This window comes from Methylobacterium sp. J-001 (assembly GCF_022829565.1).
Taxonomy (GTDB): Bacteria; Pseudomonadota; Alphaproteobacteria; order Rhizobiales; family Beijerinckiaceae; genus Methylobacterium.
Genome location: NZ_JAKSYN010000196.1, coordinates 68,439 through 85,264, shown reverse-complemented (window position 1 = coordinate 85,264; position 16,826 = coordinate 68,439). Strand labels below are relative to the sequence as shown.

General features: G+C 70.5%; 13 protein-coding genes. 6 read left to right on the top strand and 7 right to left on the bottom strand.

From position 1 onward, the window contains the following. Window positions 1-343 precede the first annotated feature (343 nt). The 3 genes from MKK65_RS23405 to MKK65_RS23395 are packed head-to-tail and all read left to right on the top strand — an operon-like array spanning window position 344 to window position 4,155. Window positions 344-1,240 (top strand): ABC transporter permease, encoded by an 897-nt coding sequence (locus tag MKK65_RS23405; protein WP_243960404.1) that lies wholly within the window; start codon window positions 344-346, stop codon window positions 1,238-1,240. Beyond that, window positions 1,240-2,472, top strand: coding sequence for an ABC transporter ATP-binding protein (locus MKK65_RS23400; RefSeq protein ID WP_243960403.1), 1,233 nt, complete (start codon window positions 1,240-1,242; stop codon window positions 2,470-2,472). Before MKK65_RS23405 ends, MKK65_RS23400 begins: the two co-directional genes overlap by 1 nt. A 15-nt stretch (window positions 2,473-2,487) precedes the next feature. Then, the gene (locus MKK65_RS23395; protein WP_243960402.1) at window positions 2,488-4,155 is read left to right on the top strand and encodes a glycosyltransferase; all 1,668 of its coding nucleotides are present in this window, start codon (window positions 2,488-2,490) and stop codon (window positions 4,153-4,155) included. 203 nt (window positions 4,156-4,358) lie between these two features. On the opposite strand, the gene MKK65_RS23390 is transcribed toward MKK65_RS23395, so the two are convergent. Genes MKK65_RS23390 through MKK65_RS23360 form a run of 7 tightly spaced genes read right to left on the bottom strand, consistent with a single transcriptional unit; the run spans window position 4,359 to window position 10,957 of the window. Further along, complete coding sequence (locus tag MKK65_RS23390) at window positions 4,359-5,327, bottom strand: glycosyltransferase family 2 protein (protein WP_243960401.1); 969 nt, start codon at window positions 5,325-5,327, stop codon at window positions 4,359-4,361. Further along, complete coding sequence (locus MKK65_RS23385) at window positions 5,324-6,124, bottom strand: polysaccharide deacetylase family protein (protein ID WP_243960400.1); 801 nt, start codon at window positions 6,122-6,124, stop codon at window positions 5,324-5,326. Before MKK65_RS23385 ends, MKK65_RS23390 begins: the two co-directional genes overlap by 4 nt. Further along, window positions 6,121-7,269: a DegT/DnrJ/EryC1/StrS family aminotransferase gene (locus MKK65_RS23380; protein WP_243960399.1), complete on the bottom strand. Its 1,149-nt coding sequence runs from the start codon at window positions 7,267-7,269 to the stop codon at window positions 6,121-6,123. Before MKK65_RS23380 ends, MKK65_RS23385 begins: the two co-directional genes overlap by 4 nt. Further along, window positions 7,266-8,297 (bottom strand): SDR family NAD(P)-dependent oxidoreductase, encoded by a 1,032-nt coding sequence (locus tag MKK65_RS23375; protein WP_243960398.1) that lies wholly within the window; start codon window positions 8,295-8,297, stop codon window positions 7,266-7,268. The genes MKK65_RS23380 and MKK65_RS23375 overlap by 4 nt, the downstream gene beginning before the upstream one ends. Continuing rightward, window positions 8,281-9,396: a DegT/DnrJ/EryC1/StrS family aminotransferase gene (locus MKK65_RS23370; protein WP_243960397.1), complete on the bottom strand. Its 1,116-nt coding sequence runs from the start codon at window positions 9,394-9,396 to the stop codon at window positions 8,281-8,283. The genes MKK65_RS23375 and MKK65_RS23370 overlap by 17 nt, the downstream gene beginning before the upstream one ends. Further along, window positions 9,393-10,421, bottom strand: coding sequence for a Gfo/Idh/MocA family protein (locus MKK65_RS23365; RefSeq protein ID WP_058191571.1), 1,029 nt, complete (start codon window positions 10,419-10,421; stop codon window positions 9,393-9,395). Before MKK65_RS23365 ends, MKK65_RS23370 begins: the two co-directional genes overlap by 4 nt. Window positions 10,422-10,435: 14 nt before the next feature. Further along, window positions 10,436-10,957: an acyltransferase gene (locus tag MKK65_RS23360; protein WP_243960396.1), complete on the bottom strand. Its 522-nt coding sequence runs from the start codon at window positions 10,955-10,957 to the stop codon at window positions 10,436-10,438. 249 nt (window positions 10,958-11,206) lie between these two features. Here MKK65_RS23360 and MKK65_RS23355 point away from each other — a divergent pair, with 249 nt between their 5' ends. The 3 genes from MKK65_RS23355 (at window position 11,207) to MKK65_RS23345 (ending at window position 16,632) form a co-directional block, all read left to right on the top strand. Next, complete coding sequence (locus MKK65_RS23355) at window positions 11,207-12,559, top strand: polysaccharide biosynthesis/export family protein (protein WP_243960395.1); 1,353 nt, start codon at window positions 11,207-11,209, stop codon at window positions 12,557-12,559. A gap of 244 nt (window positions 12,560-12,803) precedes the next feature. Next, on the top strand, window positions 12,804-15,200 hold the full coding sequence (locus MKK65_RS23350; protein WP_243960394.1) for a GumC family protein: 2,397 nt from the start codon (window positions 12,804-12,806) through the stop codon (window positions 15,198-15,200). A 268-nt stretch (window positions 15,201-15,468) separates the two neighbouring features. After that, window positions 15,469-16,632, top strand: coding sequence for a glucosyl transferase (locus tag MKK65_RS23345; protein ID WP_243960393.1), 1,164 nt, complete (start codon window positions 15,469-15,471; stop codon window positions 16,630-16,632). Window positions 16,633-16,826: the final 194 nt, after the last annotated feature.

The following is a 16,826-nucleotide window of genomic DNA, read 5'->3' as shown; positions in this document are numbered from 1 at the left end:
GAGAACCGGACCCGATCTTCTGTCGGATCCGCGGGGCCCCGTTCCGGCGGAAGCGCAACGCCTCGGTGAGGACGGCTCGTACGCCCGGCACGCGTGTCCGGGCCGGCCGAGCCGGTCTCGACAAAGACGACGTCCCGCGCCCGGGGTCTCTTCTGTCCTCATAGGCAATCAATACGGTGGTTAACGACAACCACCTCTTCAGTCGGGAGGCTCGGTACGACGAAAGATGTAATTCGTGCCGGATGACCGGGGTGATAGCCCGGCTCAGTGGGATCGCCGATCCGGCCGCCAAGCGTCGCGAGCGGATCCCGCAAGCACCGATCGTCGTGCGGGACTGCCTGGAATGATGGACTCTTTGGACGCGCTTGCGCTCGATGCGCCGAAACACGGCCTGACCGTGCCGCGATCAGAACCGACCGCGATGCCGGTCACCGAAATCCTTCCGGATCATCAGCTCCTCGCCTTCGATGCCGCGAGCGTCTGGCAGTATCGCGGGTTGTTGTGGGTCCTGATCCTGCGGGATCTGAAAGTGCTCTATCGCCAGACCGCCCTGGGCGCCTGCTGGGCCATTGCGCAGCCGCTGTTCACGGTGGCGATCTTCACCGTCATCTTCGGCCATTTCGCCAAGATCCCCACCGACGGGGCGCCCTACGCGCTGTTTGCCGGCAGCGCCATCATCCTGTGGACCTACTTCGCCGAGGCGGTGCGCCGGAGCGCCACCGGCCTCGTCACCGAGGCGGAGCTCATCCGCAAGATCTACTTTCCGCGCCTGGTGATCCCGCTCGCCACCGTGGTGTCGCCGATGGTCGACTTTGCCATCGCCCTCGTGGTGTTGCTGGTGTTGATGTTCGCCTACGGAGTGGTGCCGAGCTGGCACATCGTGTTCGCGATCCCGACGCTCGCCGTCACGGCGGTCCTGGCGCTCGGGGTCAGCCTCTGGCTCGGGCCGGTCAACGTCCGCTTCCGGGACGTCAAGCACACGCTGCCGTTCCTCATCCAGATCTGGATGTACGCCTCGCCGATCGTCTACGCGGCAAGCATCGTCCCCGACTCGGTGCGCTGGGTCTACGCGCTCAACCCGATGGTCGGGCTGATCGAGGCGTTCCGCTTCTCGATCCTCGGTGGAACTGCCCCCGACCTGTTCGCGCTCGCCGTCTCGGTCACGGTCGCATCCGTGCTGCTGCTCACCGGACTGATCTTCTTTCAGCGCATGGAGCGCTCCTTCGCGGATGTAATCTGATGTCGATGGCGATCAGCGTACAAGATATCGGCAAGCAATACTGGCGCGCCCCGCGGGCCACGCACGACAACTCCCTGCGCGAGGCGCTCATCGAGGGCGCACGGGGCCTGCTGACCCGCAAGTCCCATGCGCGCCCGTCCAAGGAGGGCTTCTGGGCCCTCAAGGATGTCAGCTTCGGCATCAAGCACGGCGAGAATGTCGGCATCATCGGGATGAACGGAGCGGGCAAGAGCACCCTGCTCAAGCTCATCTCGCGGATCGCCGCACCGACCACGGGCAGCATCAAGCTGGTCGGCCGGGTCGGCGCCCTGCTCGAAGTCGGCACCGGCTTTCACCGGGAGCTCACGGGGCGCGAGAACATCTTTCTCTACGGTTCGATCCTGGGCATGCACCGCCACGAGATCGCGGAGAAGTTCGACGCGATCGTCGCGTTCTCGGAGATCGGCGAGTTCATCGACATGCCGGTGAAGCGCTATTCCAGCGGCATGTATGTCCGGCTGGCCTTCTCGGTCGCCGCCCATCTCGAGCCCGACATCCTGCTCCTCGACGAGGTCCTGGCGGTCGGCGACTACACCTTCCAGAAGAAGTGCATCGACTTCGCCCGGCGCCTGCAGACCAAGGGCTCGACCATCCTGCTCGTCTCGCACAACATGTTCAGCGTGAAGACCATGTGCGAGCGGGTCATCTACATCAAGAACGGCCGCGTCGCCTTCGATGGCCCCACCGACGAGGGCCTGCGCCACTACGAGCAGGACAGCTACCTCGCCGACGCGCCGTGGTTCCGGCCGGAGGGCGGCCGCCAGCCGGTGGAGATCCGGGACGTCGTGATCGCCGATGAATCCGGGGCACCGAAGACGCTGTTCCGGCACGGCGAGCGGATGCGGATCACGGCGCGCTACACAGCCTCCGAGCCGATCACCGACCCGCATGTCCTGTTCTCGGTCACGCGGTCGGACGAGCTGCTCTGCTGCAACTTCAGCACGATGACGGACCGCGCCAAGCTGCCGACCCTGTCGGGCGAGGGCACGATCGAGCTGCTGACGCCGCCGCTGACGCTGACCGCGGACACCTACACGGTCTCGACGGTGGTCCGGCAGCGGGGCTTCGAGCGCCTGCTCGCCGCTCAGATCGGCGCCCGCTTCCACGTGGAGCACCCGGTCCTCGCGCCCGACGCGTTCGGTGTCTTCCACCAGCCCGGCACCTGGGCTGCGGACCCAGCACCGCATCGCTGAAGCCCGGAGGGCACGATGGCCACGATCGCATCAGGACTCCATCAGGACGGGAATGGATGGATCGACGACGAGGCCGCCCGGCGCGCCGGGCGGATCCGGGCGAACTTCTCGGCCTTCGATGCCCGGGTGCGGGAAGCGGAGCGCCTCGCGGCCTCCGGCGACCTGGAAGGCGCCGCCGTCGAGGCCGCCATCGCGGCGACGATGGCGGCGCATCGCCATTGTGGCGTGTTCGCGAGCCCGCGCCTGGAGCGCATGATGGCCGAGATCGGCCGGCGGCTCGAGCCGGAAGCCGATCACGGCCCGGCCCCGGAGCCGGTCCCGTTCCGGCGCGTCCTGCACGTCTGCACGCAGCTCGCCCCGGTGGGCGGCCTCACCAAGATGCTGGCGCTCTGGATCGGCGCCGATGCCCACCGGACCAACGGGCTCGCCCTGACCCAGCACCGGGGACCGGTCGATGCGCGGATCACCGAGGCGGTGCGCGCGAGCGGCGGCACGATCCACCACCTGAACCACCGTCACGGCGGCAAGCTGGCCTGGGCGCGCGAGCTGCGCCGAATCGCGCGGGATTACGACGTCGTCGTCCTGCACATCCATTGCGAGGACGTGGTCCCGCTGATCGCGTTCGCGGATCCGGGTCGGCACCCGCCGGTTATCCTGCTCAACCACGCCGATCACCTGTTCTGGATCGGGACGCGGATCAGCCACGCTGTCGTCAACCTGCGCGAGGCCGCCCGCCGGCTCGCGATCGCGCGGCGCGGCGTCGATCCGGCCCGGAGCCTCCTCCTCCCGACCCTGATCACCCTGCCCGAGCGCCAGCGAAGCCGCGCTGAGGCCAAGCGCGCCCTCGGCATCCCAGAGGACGAAGTCCTCCTGGTCTCGGTGGCGCGGGGCGCGAAGTACCGCAATGTCGGGCCGGTGACCTACGCCGACCGCCATATCGACCTCCTGGCCGCGCACCCGAACGCCCGGCTGATCGTGGTCGGCGCCGGCGAACGGGCGGATTGGGGCCCGGCCCAGGCCGCCACGGGCGGGCGCATCACGGCTCATGCGGAGCTGTCGGACCCGCGGGTCTTCTTCGAGGCGGCGGACATCTACGTGGATTCCTACCCGTTCGTTTCCTCGACCTCGATGCTCGAAGCCGCCGCCTACGGCCTGCCGCTGGTGACGCGCTTCGAGGCGCCCGAGGCGGCCGAGATCGTCGCGATCAACCATCCGGGGCTCGACGCCACGGCCCGGGTCGCCCGCGACCAGGTTGAGTACGAGGCCCACCTGACAGCGCTGATCACCGACGCAGACGCCCGCGAGGCCGCGGGCGCCGAGATCAGTGCCGCCATCGCGCGGCTCTACGCGCCGGCGAGCTGGCTTGCCGGCCTCGACGCCGTCTATTCCGAGGCGCAGGCGCTGCCCCGGCTAACGCCGGATTCCGGGCCGGTCCCGGCCGAGATGCCCCATCTCGGCGAGCCCGACCTGCGCCACCAGGACATGTTCGGCTCGGATTTCCCGGTCTCGGGCATGACCAAGAACTACATCGGCATGCTGCCCCTCCGGCAGCGCATCGCCTCCTGGGCGGCCCTGCGCCGCGCCGGCGATTTTTCCGGCCCCTGGGAGCGGGTGCGCCTGCTGCTGCCGGAATGGCTGGTGCGCAACGTGAAGGATCGGCCGGGGCTTCTGCGGGCCGGGTGATCGGGCGCGACCATCGCATCACGCTAAGCTCGGACCCGAGAAACCCCACGGTTTCCCGGGTCTATTCTTTGATCCGTATGACGCCCCCGGCCAGTCTGGGTCCGCGCAGCGGAGCCCGGAAGCACGGGGGGATGCCGGGACGTCCATGCGACGACCCAGACCCCGGAGATTGGGATGTCCGAGCGAGGCGAAGGCCCGACCTTTCAGCGCGTCCCCGGTCCGGCCGCGGCGAGCGGCCGGTTCGCCTGGGCGACAGCCAGCAGGGCTTCGCGCAGGTGCGTCGGCCGGAGCGCGTCCTTGATCGCGCGGTGCGGCATCAGCCGGAAGGCGGAGAAAAGCGCGCCCGCGGCGGCGCGTCGGTCGCCGCGGGCCGCATGGGCCTGGGCGCCATCGAGGAAAGCCTCGTAATAGCCTTGCACGGCCGCGAAATAGAGGCGCAGGGCCGCGAGGCGCGAGACGCCGAGCGCAGGCACATGCCGGCGGAAGACCAGCCGGGTGAAGTGGATCCGGCGGGCGATCAGGCTGTCGAAGGTCCCGGCCGGCCGCTGCCGGAAATGCACGCAGGGCACGGCGACGAAGCCGGCCCGGTGTCGGCGGACCGCGCGGATCTGCCAGTCCCAATCCTGATCGCCGAGTAGCGCCTCGTCGAACAGGCCGACGCTGTCGACGAGGCTCCGGCGCACAACGGTCGCGCCGACCTGTGGGAAGTAGCCGCTCAGCATCCGGCGCAGCAGCGCGGGCGCCTCCGCCGGCAGTTCCGCCGGCCAGGGTCCGTAGACCGGGTCCAGGTCCTGGGAGGTGGTGACGACCTGTCCGAAGACGATCCCGAGATCCGGCTCCGCCTCCAGCCGCTGGAGATGGGGACGGATATGGCCTGGCTGCCAGACGTCGTCGTCGTCGAGGAACGCGATGGAGGGTGCGCTGGCCTTGAGCAGGGCGTCGTTGCGGGCGGCCCCCGCACCGGGACGGTCGACCGGGATGTGGATGGCGCCGAATTCCGCGGCAGCCTCGGCGCCCGGCCCCGGCCGGCCGTTGTCGCCCACGATGATCTCGAAGGTGAGATCGGGCCCTTCCAGGGCGCGGATGCTGGCCAGGGCCTCACGCAGCAGGGACGCCCGGTTGCAGGTGGGGACCACCACGGACACCGTGGGGCGGGGCGCGGGCCGGATCATGTCCATTCTTCCCAGGCATCGTAGGCGCCCTTCAGCAGGGCGCCGAAGACGAGATCGTTGTCGAAATGCGTGACGAAGCTGCGCCCGACGGTCCCTAGCGGCCGCGTCTCCACGGCCTGCGCGTAGACGATCCGGTAGCCGGCCTGCTGGGCGGCGCGGGCGGCGGCGGGTGTCCAGTTCGCCGACTGTCCCAGCGGGATCGCGAAGCTGTCCGGCCGGATGCCGAGCCGGGCCCCGATCGCCCGGCGCGAGGCGTCCAGCTCCTCGGCCGCCCGGTCGGCGCCGATCCGCCCGAAATCCGGATGCGTGACGGAATGGCTCCCGATCTCGACGCCGGCCGAGGCCAGGGCCTCGATCTCGCGCCAGCCCAGGACCCCGCGCGGGCCGGTGCCGGGCCGGTCGAGCCAGCCGGAGACGACGAACAGCGTCCAGGGAATTCCGTGATCGCGCAGGATCGGCTCCGCGGCGTCGAGCACGCTGCGCCAGCCGTCGTCGAAGGTGATCGCGAGGTCCCAAGGTTCGCCGTTGCCCTCGGCGATGGTGGCGGCCGGCACGAAGCGGTAGCCGAGGCGCAAGGCCAACTCGATCTGGTGCCGGAAACGGCCGGGGGCGACGTCGTTGACGCCGCATTCGGGCTGACCGAGGGAATGGTAGCAGAGAATGCGCCCCCCCGGCAGCTCGCGGCGCGTCCCGGCGACCGCCAGGGTCGCGCGCTCGCAGGCCATCCGGGCGGCCGCGACCCGCGGGCGCGTGAGCCCGACGGTCCGGGCGAGGCTCTTGACCGGTCCGGGGATCATAGCAGGGCGGCGCGCAGACCGGCGACGACCTGATCCTGCATGGCGTCGTCCATGCCGGCGTAGAGCGGCAGGAGGATCGCGTGGTCGCGCGACCGCTCCGATTCCGGCAGGGCGAAGCGCCGGGGCGCCTCGGCATAGGGCGGCTCCAGATGGGCGCACATGATGCCCCGGCGGGTGGCGATGCCCTGGTCAAGCATCGCCTGCATCACGGCGCCCTGGTCGGCCGCCTCCGGCAGGCGGATGCAGAAGCTCTGCCAGTTGCTGCGCGAGCCGATCGGCTCGGGCGGCGGCGTCACCTCCGGCAGGTCCGCGAGCCGCGCCCGGTAGCCGTCCGCGAGGGCGCGCCGACGGGCGATCAGTCCGGGCAGCCGGGTGAGCTGGGCGCGGCCGATGGCGGCCTGCACATCGGTCATCCGGTAATTGTAGCCCGCGACCGTGTACGCCTCGGCGACCACCTTGGCGCTGCCGTGGCGCGCCACGTCGGACACGCTCATCCCGTGCTGGCGCCACAGCCTGAACTTGCGGTCCCAGTCGGGATTGGCCGTGGTGATCATGCCGCCGTCACCGGTGGTCAGGACCTTGCGAGGGTGGAACGAGAAGCAGGCGACGTCGCCCGTCATCCCACCCCCACCGCCGCCGATCGGCCGCCAGACATCGCCCTGGAGCCGCTCGGAGCCGATCGCGCAGGCCGCGTCCTCGATCACCGGGATCCCGGAGCGGCGCCCGATCGCCACGATGGCTTCGAGGTCGCAGGGCATGCCCATCTGGTGGACGCAGACGATCGCCTTTGTCCGCTCGGTCACCGCCGCGGCGGCGGCCTCCGGGGCCAAATTGAAGGTCGCCGGGTCGATATCGACGAAGATCGGCGTCGCCCCGCACTGGGCGATGGCGTTGGCGGTGGCGATGAAGCTGTGGCTCACCGTCACCACCTCGTCGCCGGGTCCGACCCCGGCGGCCAGCAGCGCGAGATGCAGCGCCGTGGTGCAGTTCGAGACCGCGCAGGCATGGGGGGCGCCGACGATCGCGGCGAACTCCGCCTCGAAGGCCGCGACCTGCGGCCCCTGGGTCAGCCAGCCGGAGCGGACCACGGCGGCGGCGGCCTCCGCCTCCGGCTCGCCGACATCGGGTTTCGCGATCGGGATCATGCGAGCGCCCGCCTCAGGTGATCCGAACCGGCCTCGTCGCTCCACCAGGCCACCAGGTCGGCGAGGCCTTCGGCCGCCCCGATCTCGGCCTCGAAGCCGATCAGCTCCCGGGCGAGGCTGGTGTCGCACAGGCGCCGGGGCACCGGGTTCACGGCGCGCTCGGCCTCGTGGAGGAGCGGGGTGCCCTCCCGGCCCATGATCCGGGTGAGATGGCCGGCCAGATCGACCAGCGAGGTCTCCACGCCGGTACCGACATTGAGCACCACGTCGGTGGCCGGCGCGGTCGCCGACAGGATGTTGGCCCGGGCGATGTCGCGGACATGGACGAGGTCCATGGTCTGGAGGCCGTCGCCGAACACGATCGGGGACTGGCCCTCGGCCAGGCGCTGCATCCAGCGCACCATCACCTCGGTGTAGCGGCCGGTCAGGTCCATGCGCGGCCCGTAGGCGTTGAAGTAGCGCAGGGCGACGTAGTCCAGCCCGTACATGTCGTTGAACGAGCGCAGCAGGCCCTCGCCGAAAGACTTGGCGGCCCCGTAGAGGGTGCGGTTGTCGTAGGGGTGATTCTTCTCCGTGGTCGGGAAGCTCTCGGCCATGCCGTAGACCGAGGCCGAGGACGCCATCACCACCTTGGCGACGCCGGCCTCGACGCAGCGCTCCAGCAGGTCGAAGGTCGCGGTCGCCATCACCTCGAAGGCCTGACGCGGCTCGGCGGCGCATTGCGTGATCCGCAGGGCCGCCTGATGGAACACCACGTCGGTGCCCTTGACCAGGCTGTCCATCAGGGCCCGGTCGCGGATGTCGCCCTGCACCAGCCGGACACGGCCCGAGCCGAGGGCGTCCTTCAGGTTCTCGGGGCGCCCGCGAACCATGTTGTCGATGGCCACGATCTCGTCGCAGCCGGCCTCGACCAGCAGGTCGATGATGTGGGAGCCGATAAAGCCGGATCCGCCGGTGACGAGGATCCGGGTCCCGCGCAGGTCGCCGCCGAAGCGGCTTCCCTTGGTGACCTCACGCAGCTTGGGCATCGGCGACCTCGCAATAGCTCGAGACGGCCCGGCAGACGCTGTCGATCTGGCTGGTCGTCAGTTCCGGGAACATCGGCAGGGACAGGGTCCGGGCGGCCAGCCGCTCGGTGACCGGCAGGCGGCCGGCTCCGTCATCGAGATGGCTGTAGGCGGGCTGCCTGTGGACCGGGACGGGGTAGTGGATGCCGGTGGCGACCCCGGCCTCGGTAAGGTGCTGGCGCAGGCCCTCGCGATCGGGGGTGCTGACCGCGTAGACGTGGAAGGCGTGGTCGCGTCCGGCCGGCCCCGGCAGGTCGAGGCCGAGGCCCGTGAGGCGCGCGCCGTACTCGGCCGCCACCGCCTGCCGGGCCCGGGTCCAGCCCTCCAAGTAGGGGAGCTTGGTGCCCAGCACCGCACCCTGGACCCCGTCCATGCGCAGGTTGAAGCCGTGCCTGACGTGGTTGTACTTGCCCTGCTGGCCCCAGTCGCGCAGGCACCGCACCGCCTCGGCGAGGTCGTCCCGGTCCGTGACGATGGCACCGCCCTCGCCGTAAGCGCCGAGATTCTTGCCGGGGTAGAAGCTGAAGCAGCCGATATCCCCGATCGTGCCGGCCTTCCGGCCGCCGCGCTCGGCCAGATGCGCCTGGGCGGCGTCCTCAATCAGGGCGAGGCCGTGGCGCCGGGCGATGGCGCCGAGCGCGTCGAGATCCGCCATCCGCCCATGCAGGTGCACCGGCAGGATCGCCTTGGTGCGGGGCGTGATCGCCGCCTCGACCAGGGCCGGATCCATGGTCCAGTTCACCGGGTCGATGTCGACCAGGACCGGCGTCGCGCCGGCGTAGATCACGGCCGCGACCGTCGCCACGAAGGTCGCCGAGACCGTGATCACCTCGTCGCCCGGGCCGATATCCAGGGCCAGCAGCGCGAGATGGAGCGCTGCGGTGCCGCTGCTGACGGCCACGGCGTGCTTGGCGCCACAGGCCTTCGCGAAGGCCGCCTCGAAGGCGGTGACGGCCGGCCCGAGGACGAAGTCGCCGCTGCGCAGGACGTTCAGGACGGCGGTCTCGACGTCGCCGCCGACGGCGGCATATTGCGCCTTGAGGTCGAGAAACGGGATCACGAGGCCCTCGCAAGTGGCATGAGGTCGATCGGGTGGCCGTTCTGGCGCAGGGAGCGCATGGCGGCCTCGAGCATCTCGACCACGCGCAAGCCGCTGTGGCCGTCGGTCTTCGGCGCCTTGCCGGTGGCGATGCAGTCGACGAAGTGCTCGATCTCGACGACGAGCGCCTCGCGGAAGGAGAGGTGCGGCGACCACATGTCCCCGGTCCGGTACGAGACCATCAGCTCGGTGATGTCCCCGGAGCCGTCGCCGACGGTGACGCCGCGATCGTAGACCTTGACCTTCTCGATCGGGTCCAAGTCGTTGTAGACGATCATCTTCTTGCTGCCGCCGATCAGCGTCTGCCGGACCTTCACGGGGGCCAGCCAGTTGACGTTGATCTGTGCGACGACGCCGCGCGGGTAGAACACGGTCATGTGGGCCATGTTCTCGGGGCGGCCGCTGAAATGGCCGGTGCCGCTCGCCGAGATCGCCACGGGCGCGGCGTCCAGGATGTGGTCGAGGATGGCGAGGTCGTGGACCGCGAGATCCCAGATCACGTTCACGTCGCGCTGGAACAGGCCGAGATTGACCCGGGTCGAGTCGTAGTAGAAGACGTCGCCGAGCGAGCCGTCCGTGACCAGTTCATGGATCTTCTCAACCGCCCCCGTGTAGACGAAGGTGTGATCGACCATGAGAGTCAGGTTGCGCTTGGCCGCCTCCGCGATCAGCAGCCGCGCCTCGGTGGCCGAGGCCGTGATCGGCTTCTCGATGAAGACGTGCTTGCCGGCCCGGAGCGCGTTGATGGCGATCTCGAAATGCGAGCTGACCGGGGTCGCCACCATCACGGCGTCGATCTGGGGATCCGCGACGAGGTCGTGCCAATCCTGATGAAGCTCGGCGGCGGGATAGCGCTTCCCCGCCCGGGCCAAGGCCGCGGGCGACTGGTCGGCGATGGCCGCAAGCCGGCACTGCTCGGTCTCCGACGTGCAGCGGGCCAGGTTGGGCCCCCAATAGCCGTAGCCGACGATTCCGATGGCGATCATGGGCGTGTGTCCCCTCAAGCGATCTGCAGAGGCTTGGCCGCGGACGGCCGGCGGGATCGCGCGCGCTTCTGGCGCGTGTCGCCGATGACCCGGGCGGGGCATCCGGCCACGATGGCGTAGGGCGGGACGTCGCGGGTCACGACGGCGCCGGCGCCGACCAGGGCGCCCTCCCCGATGGTGATGCCGGCCACGATGGTGGCGTTGGAGCCGATGGAGGCGCCGTCGCCGACCACGGTCTCGACGAGCTCCCAGTCGCCGTCGCGCTTGAGGCTGCCGTCCGGGTTGGTCGCCTCGGGGTAGCGCTCGTTGGTGAAGACCACGCCGTGGCCGACGAAGACTTCCGCGCCGATGAAGACGCCTTCGCAGATGAAGCTGTGCGAAGAGATCTTGCAGCGGGGGCCGATGATGCTGCCCCGCTGGATCTCGACGAAGGGGCCGATGCGCGATCCGGTCTTTATTTCACATCCGTAAATATTAACGAGATCCGGGTAGAATATACCCACGTCCCGCCCAATATCCGCATCGGTAATCGGCATCCCCGCAGCTCCTTCCGCCGAACTTCTGTACGGCAAAACTGCGCGGAGCTGTGGACAATCGGGAACCCAGGCTTTCGATATTGTTGCTCCCCCGAAAGGCGAACCGCCCTCCCCCGGGGTGACCCGGGCCGGAAAGCCCTACCTCGAAAGGCGCAGAGCGGGGCGTCGGGCGGTGCGGCCGGTGTCCTTTTGGACGAGTCCCGGCGCGCTGGGCCGCCGCGCATCATGCGGGATGACCTGCGCCCGAGCATGAAGGGACGACGCGTGAAGACCTGGTCCCGTCCGGCACGTTCCGAACTCTTCGCCGTAATGCCCGCCCGCCGGGGCGCTTCGCTGCGAAGAGCCTTCGCGGCGAGCGCGGCTGTGCTGCTGGCCTGCGGCGTCAATCCGGCTTCCGCCGAATACCGGATCTCGGCGGGCGACACCCTCGAGGTGACGGCGCTCAGCATCCCCGGATTCAAGCAGGAGGCGACGGTCGGGATCGACGGTTCCGTCATGGTGCCGCTGCTCGGCGACGTGCCGGCGGCCGGGCTGACCGTGGCGGAGCTGCGCAAGGCCCTCCAGAAGGCGCTGCCCGCCAAGGCGGTGCGGCAGCGCAATTCCGACGGGCGCGAATCGATCGCCGTGATCGAGCCCGACGAGATCGGGGTGCGAATCGCCAAGTACCAGCCGGTCTACCTGAGCGGCGACGTGACCAAGCAGGGCGAGCACCCGTTCCATCCGGGCATGACCGTCCGGCAGGCGGTGGCTCTGGCCGGCGGCTACAACCTCCTGCGGTTCCGGATGGAGAATCCGGTGGTCGAGAGCGCCAACCTGCGCGCCGAGTACGACGCGGTCTGGGGGAGCATCGCCCGGGAGAGCGCCAATGTCTGGCGGCTGAAGGCGATCATCGCGGGATCGCGGCCCGAGAAGGCGGCCGCCGCCGGCACGGAGGCGCCCCTCAACGTGCCGCCGTCCCGGGCCGGCGTCGCGCAGAAGCTCGCCGAGCAGCAGCTGCGCGTGCAGATGGCCGATATCGGCAAGGAGAAGGACCATCTGCAGCGCGCGCTGACCCGCGCCCAGGGCCAGCTGGTCAGCCTGACCGAGCAGCAGGCCAAGGAGAAGGAGGGCGTCACCGCCGACGCCGACGATTACGACGCGGTCCGCGCCCTGTTCCAGCGCGGCGCCGTGGTGACGACCCGCCTGACCGATGCCCGGCGGGCGGTGCTGCTGTCCTCGACCCGGGCGCTCCAGACCACCGTCCAGGTGTCTCAGCTCGAGCGCGACAAGGGCGAGCTGACCCGCAAGCTCGAGCGGGTCGACGACCAGCAGGCCCTGGAGGCCATGGAGAAGCTGCAGGTCTCGGAAGACAACCTGACCGCCCTGCGCTCCCGCCTGAACAGCATCAACGACAAGCTGGTCTACACCGGCGCCCTGCGGACCCAGCTCCTGTCCGGCAGCCGCACGCGGGCGTCGATCGCCGTCTTCCGCCCCAACAGGACCGCCCCCAGCACCATCGACGCGGCCGAGGACACCGAGCTTCAGCCGGGCGACGTCGTGGAGGTCGTGCTGAAGCCCGATCCCGCCCTGCGGGGCATCGGCGACGGCACCGGCCAGAACTGACGCCGCCAGACGTGAGCCCCCGCCGCGGCGGCGCTGTCCACATCGTCTTCTGACAGGCGGAACGCGCGCTCCTCCCCCTGCGGGGAGGCGTTGGAGGGGGGCAGACGGCACCGTGACGCGCGATCCGGCACCACCCCGCCCCTGACCCCGCTCCGCAAGGGGGAGGGAAAAAGCCCAGCGGTTCAGGCTCTTGCCGCCGAACCCGACCTGTGAAGCCGCAAGCCCGCCGCGTGAGGGAAGAGCCATGAACAGACACTCGACCAGCGCGTCCTTCCTGCGGGCCGATCCCGTCGGCCCGGCGCGCCCGTGGCGGGGCGGGGCGCGGGCGCCCGATACCGAGGATCAGGTCGCGATCCTGACGATCATGCGGCGGAACTGGCGGTCGATCCTGGCGCTCGGCGGCGTCGGCCTCGTCGCCGCGATCCTCTACGTCGCCACCGCCCCCTCGATCTACACCGCCCGGGCGCGAGTCTACATCGAGAGCCGGTCGAGCCCGGTCACCGCCCGCGACACGCCCGGCGCCGCGACCCCCCTGGAGATCCCCGAGGTGGAGAGCCAGGTCGAGTATATCCGCTCGGAGAAGATCGCCCTGGCCGCCGTGCACCGGCTCAACCTGCCGCCGTCGCAGGAGCTGGCGGTGCCGCCGCATCCGCTGGTGGCGAAAGTCCGCGAAGCGCTGGGTGCGGTCAAGCTGTTCGTCGGCGGCCTGATCGGCCTCTCCCCCGCCCCCAAGACGAGCGTCGTGGTGAGCCCGGAGGAGCGCCAGGCCGGGACGGTGCGCGAGAACCTGGAAGCCGCCCGCATCGGCGCGGCCTACGTCATCGAGGTCGGCTACAGCCTCGACAATCCCACGGCCGCCGCCGCCGTCGCGAACGCGGTGGCGGACGCCTACGTCGCCACGCAGCTGGAGAACCGGTCGCAGATCTGGAAGGTCGCGGGCGAGTGGATCCTGCCGCGGCTGAAGGAAATGCAGCAGCGCGCCAGCCAGGCCTCCCGGGAAGCCCAGACCTACAAGGCCGAGCACGCCATCATCGATCTCGGCAAGCGCGGCCTGGTGGGCGAGCAGCAGCTTGAGGAGCTGAACACCGCGGTCGCCTCCGCCCGGTCCAGGACCGTGGATGCCCGCGCCACCCGCGACCAGATCCACATGCTGCTCGCCTCCGACATCGCCGATCCGGGCATCACCGAGGCCTTCAAGGACACGGTGATCATCCAGCTGCGCAAGCAGTATGTCGACCTGGTGCAGCGCGCCGACGACCTGAAGCGCCGGCTCGGCTCCGATCATGACGCGGTCACGGCGATCCAGAAGGACGTGCTGGCGGCCAAGCAGTCCCTGCGCGCCGAGCTGGAGCGCCTCGCAGCCTCGCTGGACCGCGACTACGAGGTCGCCAAGTCCCGGGAGGACAGCATGACGGCGTCCTTCGACGCGCTGATCTCGAAGACGCTCGTGACCAGCGAAGCGCGGGTGAAGGCCAAGGAGCTCGACCGGGCGGCCGAGACTTACGACCAGATCTACACGAACCTGCTCAGCCGCTACATCGACGCCGTCAACCAGCAATCCTACCCGCAGCCCTCCGCCCACGTGATCACCCCGGCGAGCATCCCGGAGCGCCCAAGCGCGCCGCGCGGCGGCCTGATCGTGTTGCTCGGCATGCTGGTCGGGGCCGGGCTCGGGGTGAGCGGTGCCTTCGCGCGGCACTGGTTCGACCGGACCCTCCGGGTGCCGGGACAGCTCACCGGCCAAGGCCTGCCCTGCCTGGCTGCGCTGCCCGAGCTGCGGCGCGAGCCGGGCTACCGGGCCGCCCTGTCGCTGGCACAGAACCATGCCAGCGAATCCCTGCGGCCGGCGAGCGTCGAGGCGTTCAAGGCCGGCGCCGTGCGGTTCATGCCGCAATCGGTCTTCGTCGAGCGCCTGCACAGCCTGAAGACGCATCTGCTCGGCAACGACCGCCGCGGCCCGGTCTTCGCCATCGGGGTGACCTCGGTCGGGGCCGGCACCGGCAAGACCACCTTCGCGAGCAACTTCGCCCAGCTGCTGGCGCGCTCGCGCTCGGCCACCGCGAGCCGGATCCTGCTGATCGATGCCGACGTGCGGCAGGCGACCCTGTCGCGCCTCAACCAGGCCGCCGACCAGCCCGGGCTGCTCGACGTGCTCGCCGGCCGCTGCGGCACCGAGGAGGCGGTCCGGCACCCGCTCGGGGAGGTCCGCCTGCTCGCCTGCGGCAGTCTCCTCCCGGGCGACCCGCATTTCAGCGACCTGATGACCCCGGAGGCCATCGCCGGCCTGGTCCGCGACGAGCGCACCCATCTCGACCGCATCATCGTCGACCTGCCCCCGGCGGACGAGCTGCCGACGCTCCGGCCGCTCCTCGACATGCTGGACGGGATGATCCTCGTGGCCGAGGCGGGCAAGACCAACATCGACGACGTGGTGGCCGCCGTCCAGGACCTCGAATCCGCCGGCTGCACCGTGCTGGGCGTCGTGCTCAACAAGACCAACGCCACCCCGGAGGTCCGGCGCGGCACGATCGTGAACGCCCTAGTCCGCCGGACAACGGCCGCGGCCGCCCCGATCCGGCTCACCCGCTCCTGGCGGCGCCGCCCGGCCGCCGACGTCACCGATTCGGGGGCCTCCGCGTGACGGTGTTTCGCCAGGCGGAGCGCGCGCCGGCGCAAGGAAGGCTGAACGTGCTCTCCTCCCCCCTGCGGGGAGGAGTTGGAGGTGGGGGTGGCCCAGAAGGCACCGCCGCGTTTCATCCGGCACCACCCCCACCCCTGGCCCCTCCCCGCAAGGGGGAGGGGAAAACGCGGGGTGTTTCAACCGCGGGATCCCTGAACGGCTCCGCTGCGCTCCGCCACCTCACGATGGGGGAGTTTGGTGGGATGGCCGGTGCTTGGTGCCACACGCCATGACCCAGACCCACCCCGAAACCGCACGGCTCGGCCGGGTCGCCTTCTTCGGCCATGACCGGATCGAGCCGACGATCCGGAAGCGGGTCGGCGCCATCCGGGATACCGGCTGGTCGGTGGTCGAATACATGTTCGTGCGGGCGCGGGCCGGCCTGGCCGATCCCGTGATCGCCGGCGACGTGGTTCCCCTCGGCCAGACCGTGGACCGGCATTACGGCAAGCGGCTGCCGCTGCTCGCGCTCGGGATCGTCCGGGCGCTCGCGCGCTGGCGCGACCTGCGCGCCGCCGACGTGGTCTATGTCCGCAATCTCGACATGGCCCTGGTGGCCTGGGCCTCGGCCCGGCTCGCGGGCAGCCGCGCGCCCCTGGTCTACGAGGTGCTCGACATCCAGCGGCTGATGGTGCGGCCGGACCGGGTCGGGCGGATCGCCCGGGCGGTCGAGCGCTGGATCCTGGGCCGCAGCGCGCTGCTCGTCGTCAGCTCGCCGGACTTCGTGACCCGGTATTTCGCGCCGGTCCAGGGCTTCTCCGGCCCCTGGCACCTGCTCGAGAACAAGGTGATGGCCCACCGCCTCGCCGAGGTGGCGCACCGGCTCGATCGGGGCCGGGTCGCAGGGCCGCCCTGGGTGATCGGCTGGTTCGGCACGCTGCGCTGCCGCCGGAGCATGACGATCCTGGCGGCGGTCGCGCGGGCGCTCGGCAATTCGGTGCGGATCGTCATCGCGGGCCGGCTCTCCGAGGAGGATATCGACCCGCAGGATTTCGCCGCGACGCTGAGCCGGCATCCGAACATGGCGTTCCGCGGCCCCTACGCCAATCCGGGCGAGCTGCCCGACATCTACGGCGGCGTCCACTTCAGTTGGGCGGTCGATTACTTGGATGACGGGCTGAACTCGGACTGGCTGCTGCCGAACCGGCTCTACGAGGGCGGCCTGTGCGGGGCGCTGACGCTGGCGCGGGCCGAGACCGCCACCGGCCGCTACGCCGCGGCCGAGGGGTTCGGCTGGGCGTTCCCGGAGCCGCTGGCGGACTCGGTGATCGCGTTCCTGCGCACCCTCGACAGCCAAGCCTACGCGCAGATGCAGGGTGGCCTCCTCGCCTGCGAGACCGCGAAGTTCGTCGATACGCACGGCATGCGGGATCTGCTGGCGCGGGTCGCGTGAGGGGCCCGGCGCGTCGGGTCGCGGGACGAGATCCGACGCGCCGGCGGCGGCAATGGACGTCTATCCGCAGCCAGCACGCGCGCGCTCTCCCCTCTGCTGGGGCGGGAGACGCGCTTCGGGGTGACCGTTGCGCCTCATCCGGCAGCCCTGGCCCCGATGGACCGAGCCGGCCTCTCCGCGCCCCGCCGCGATCG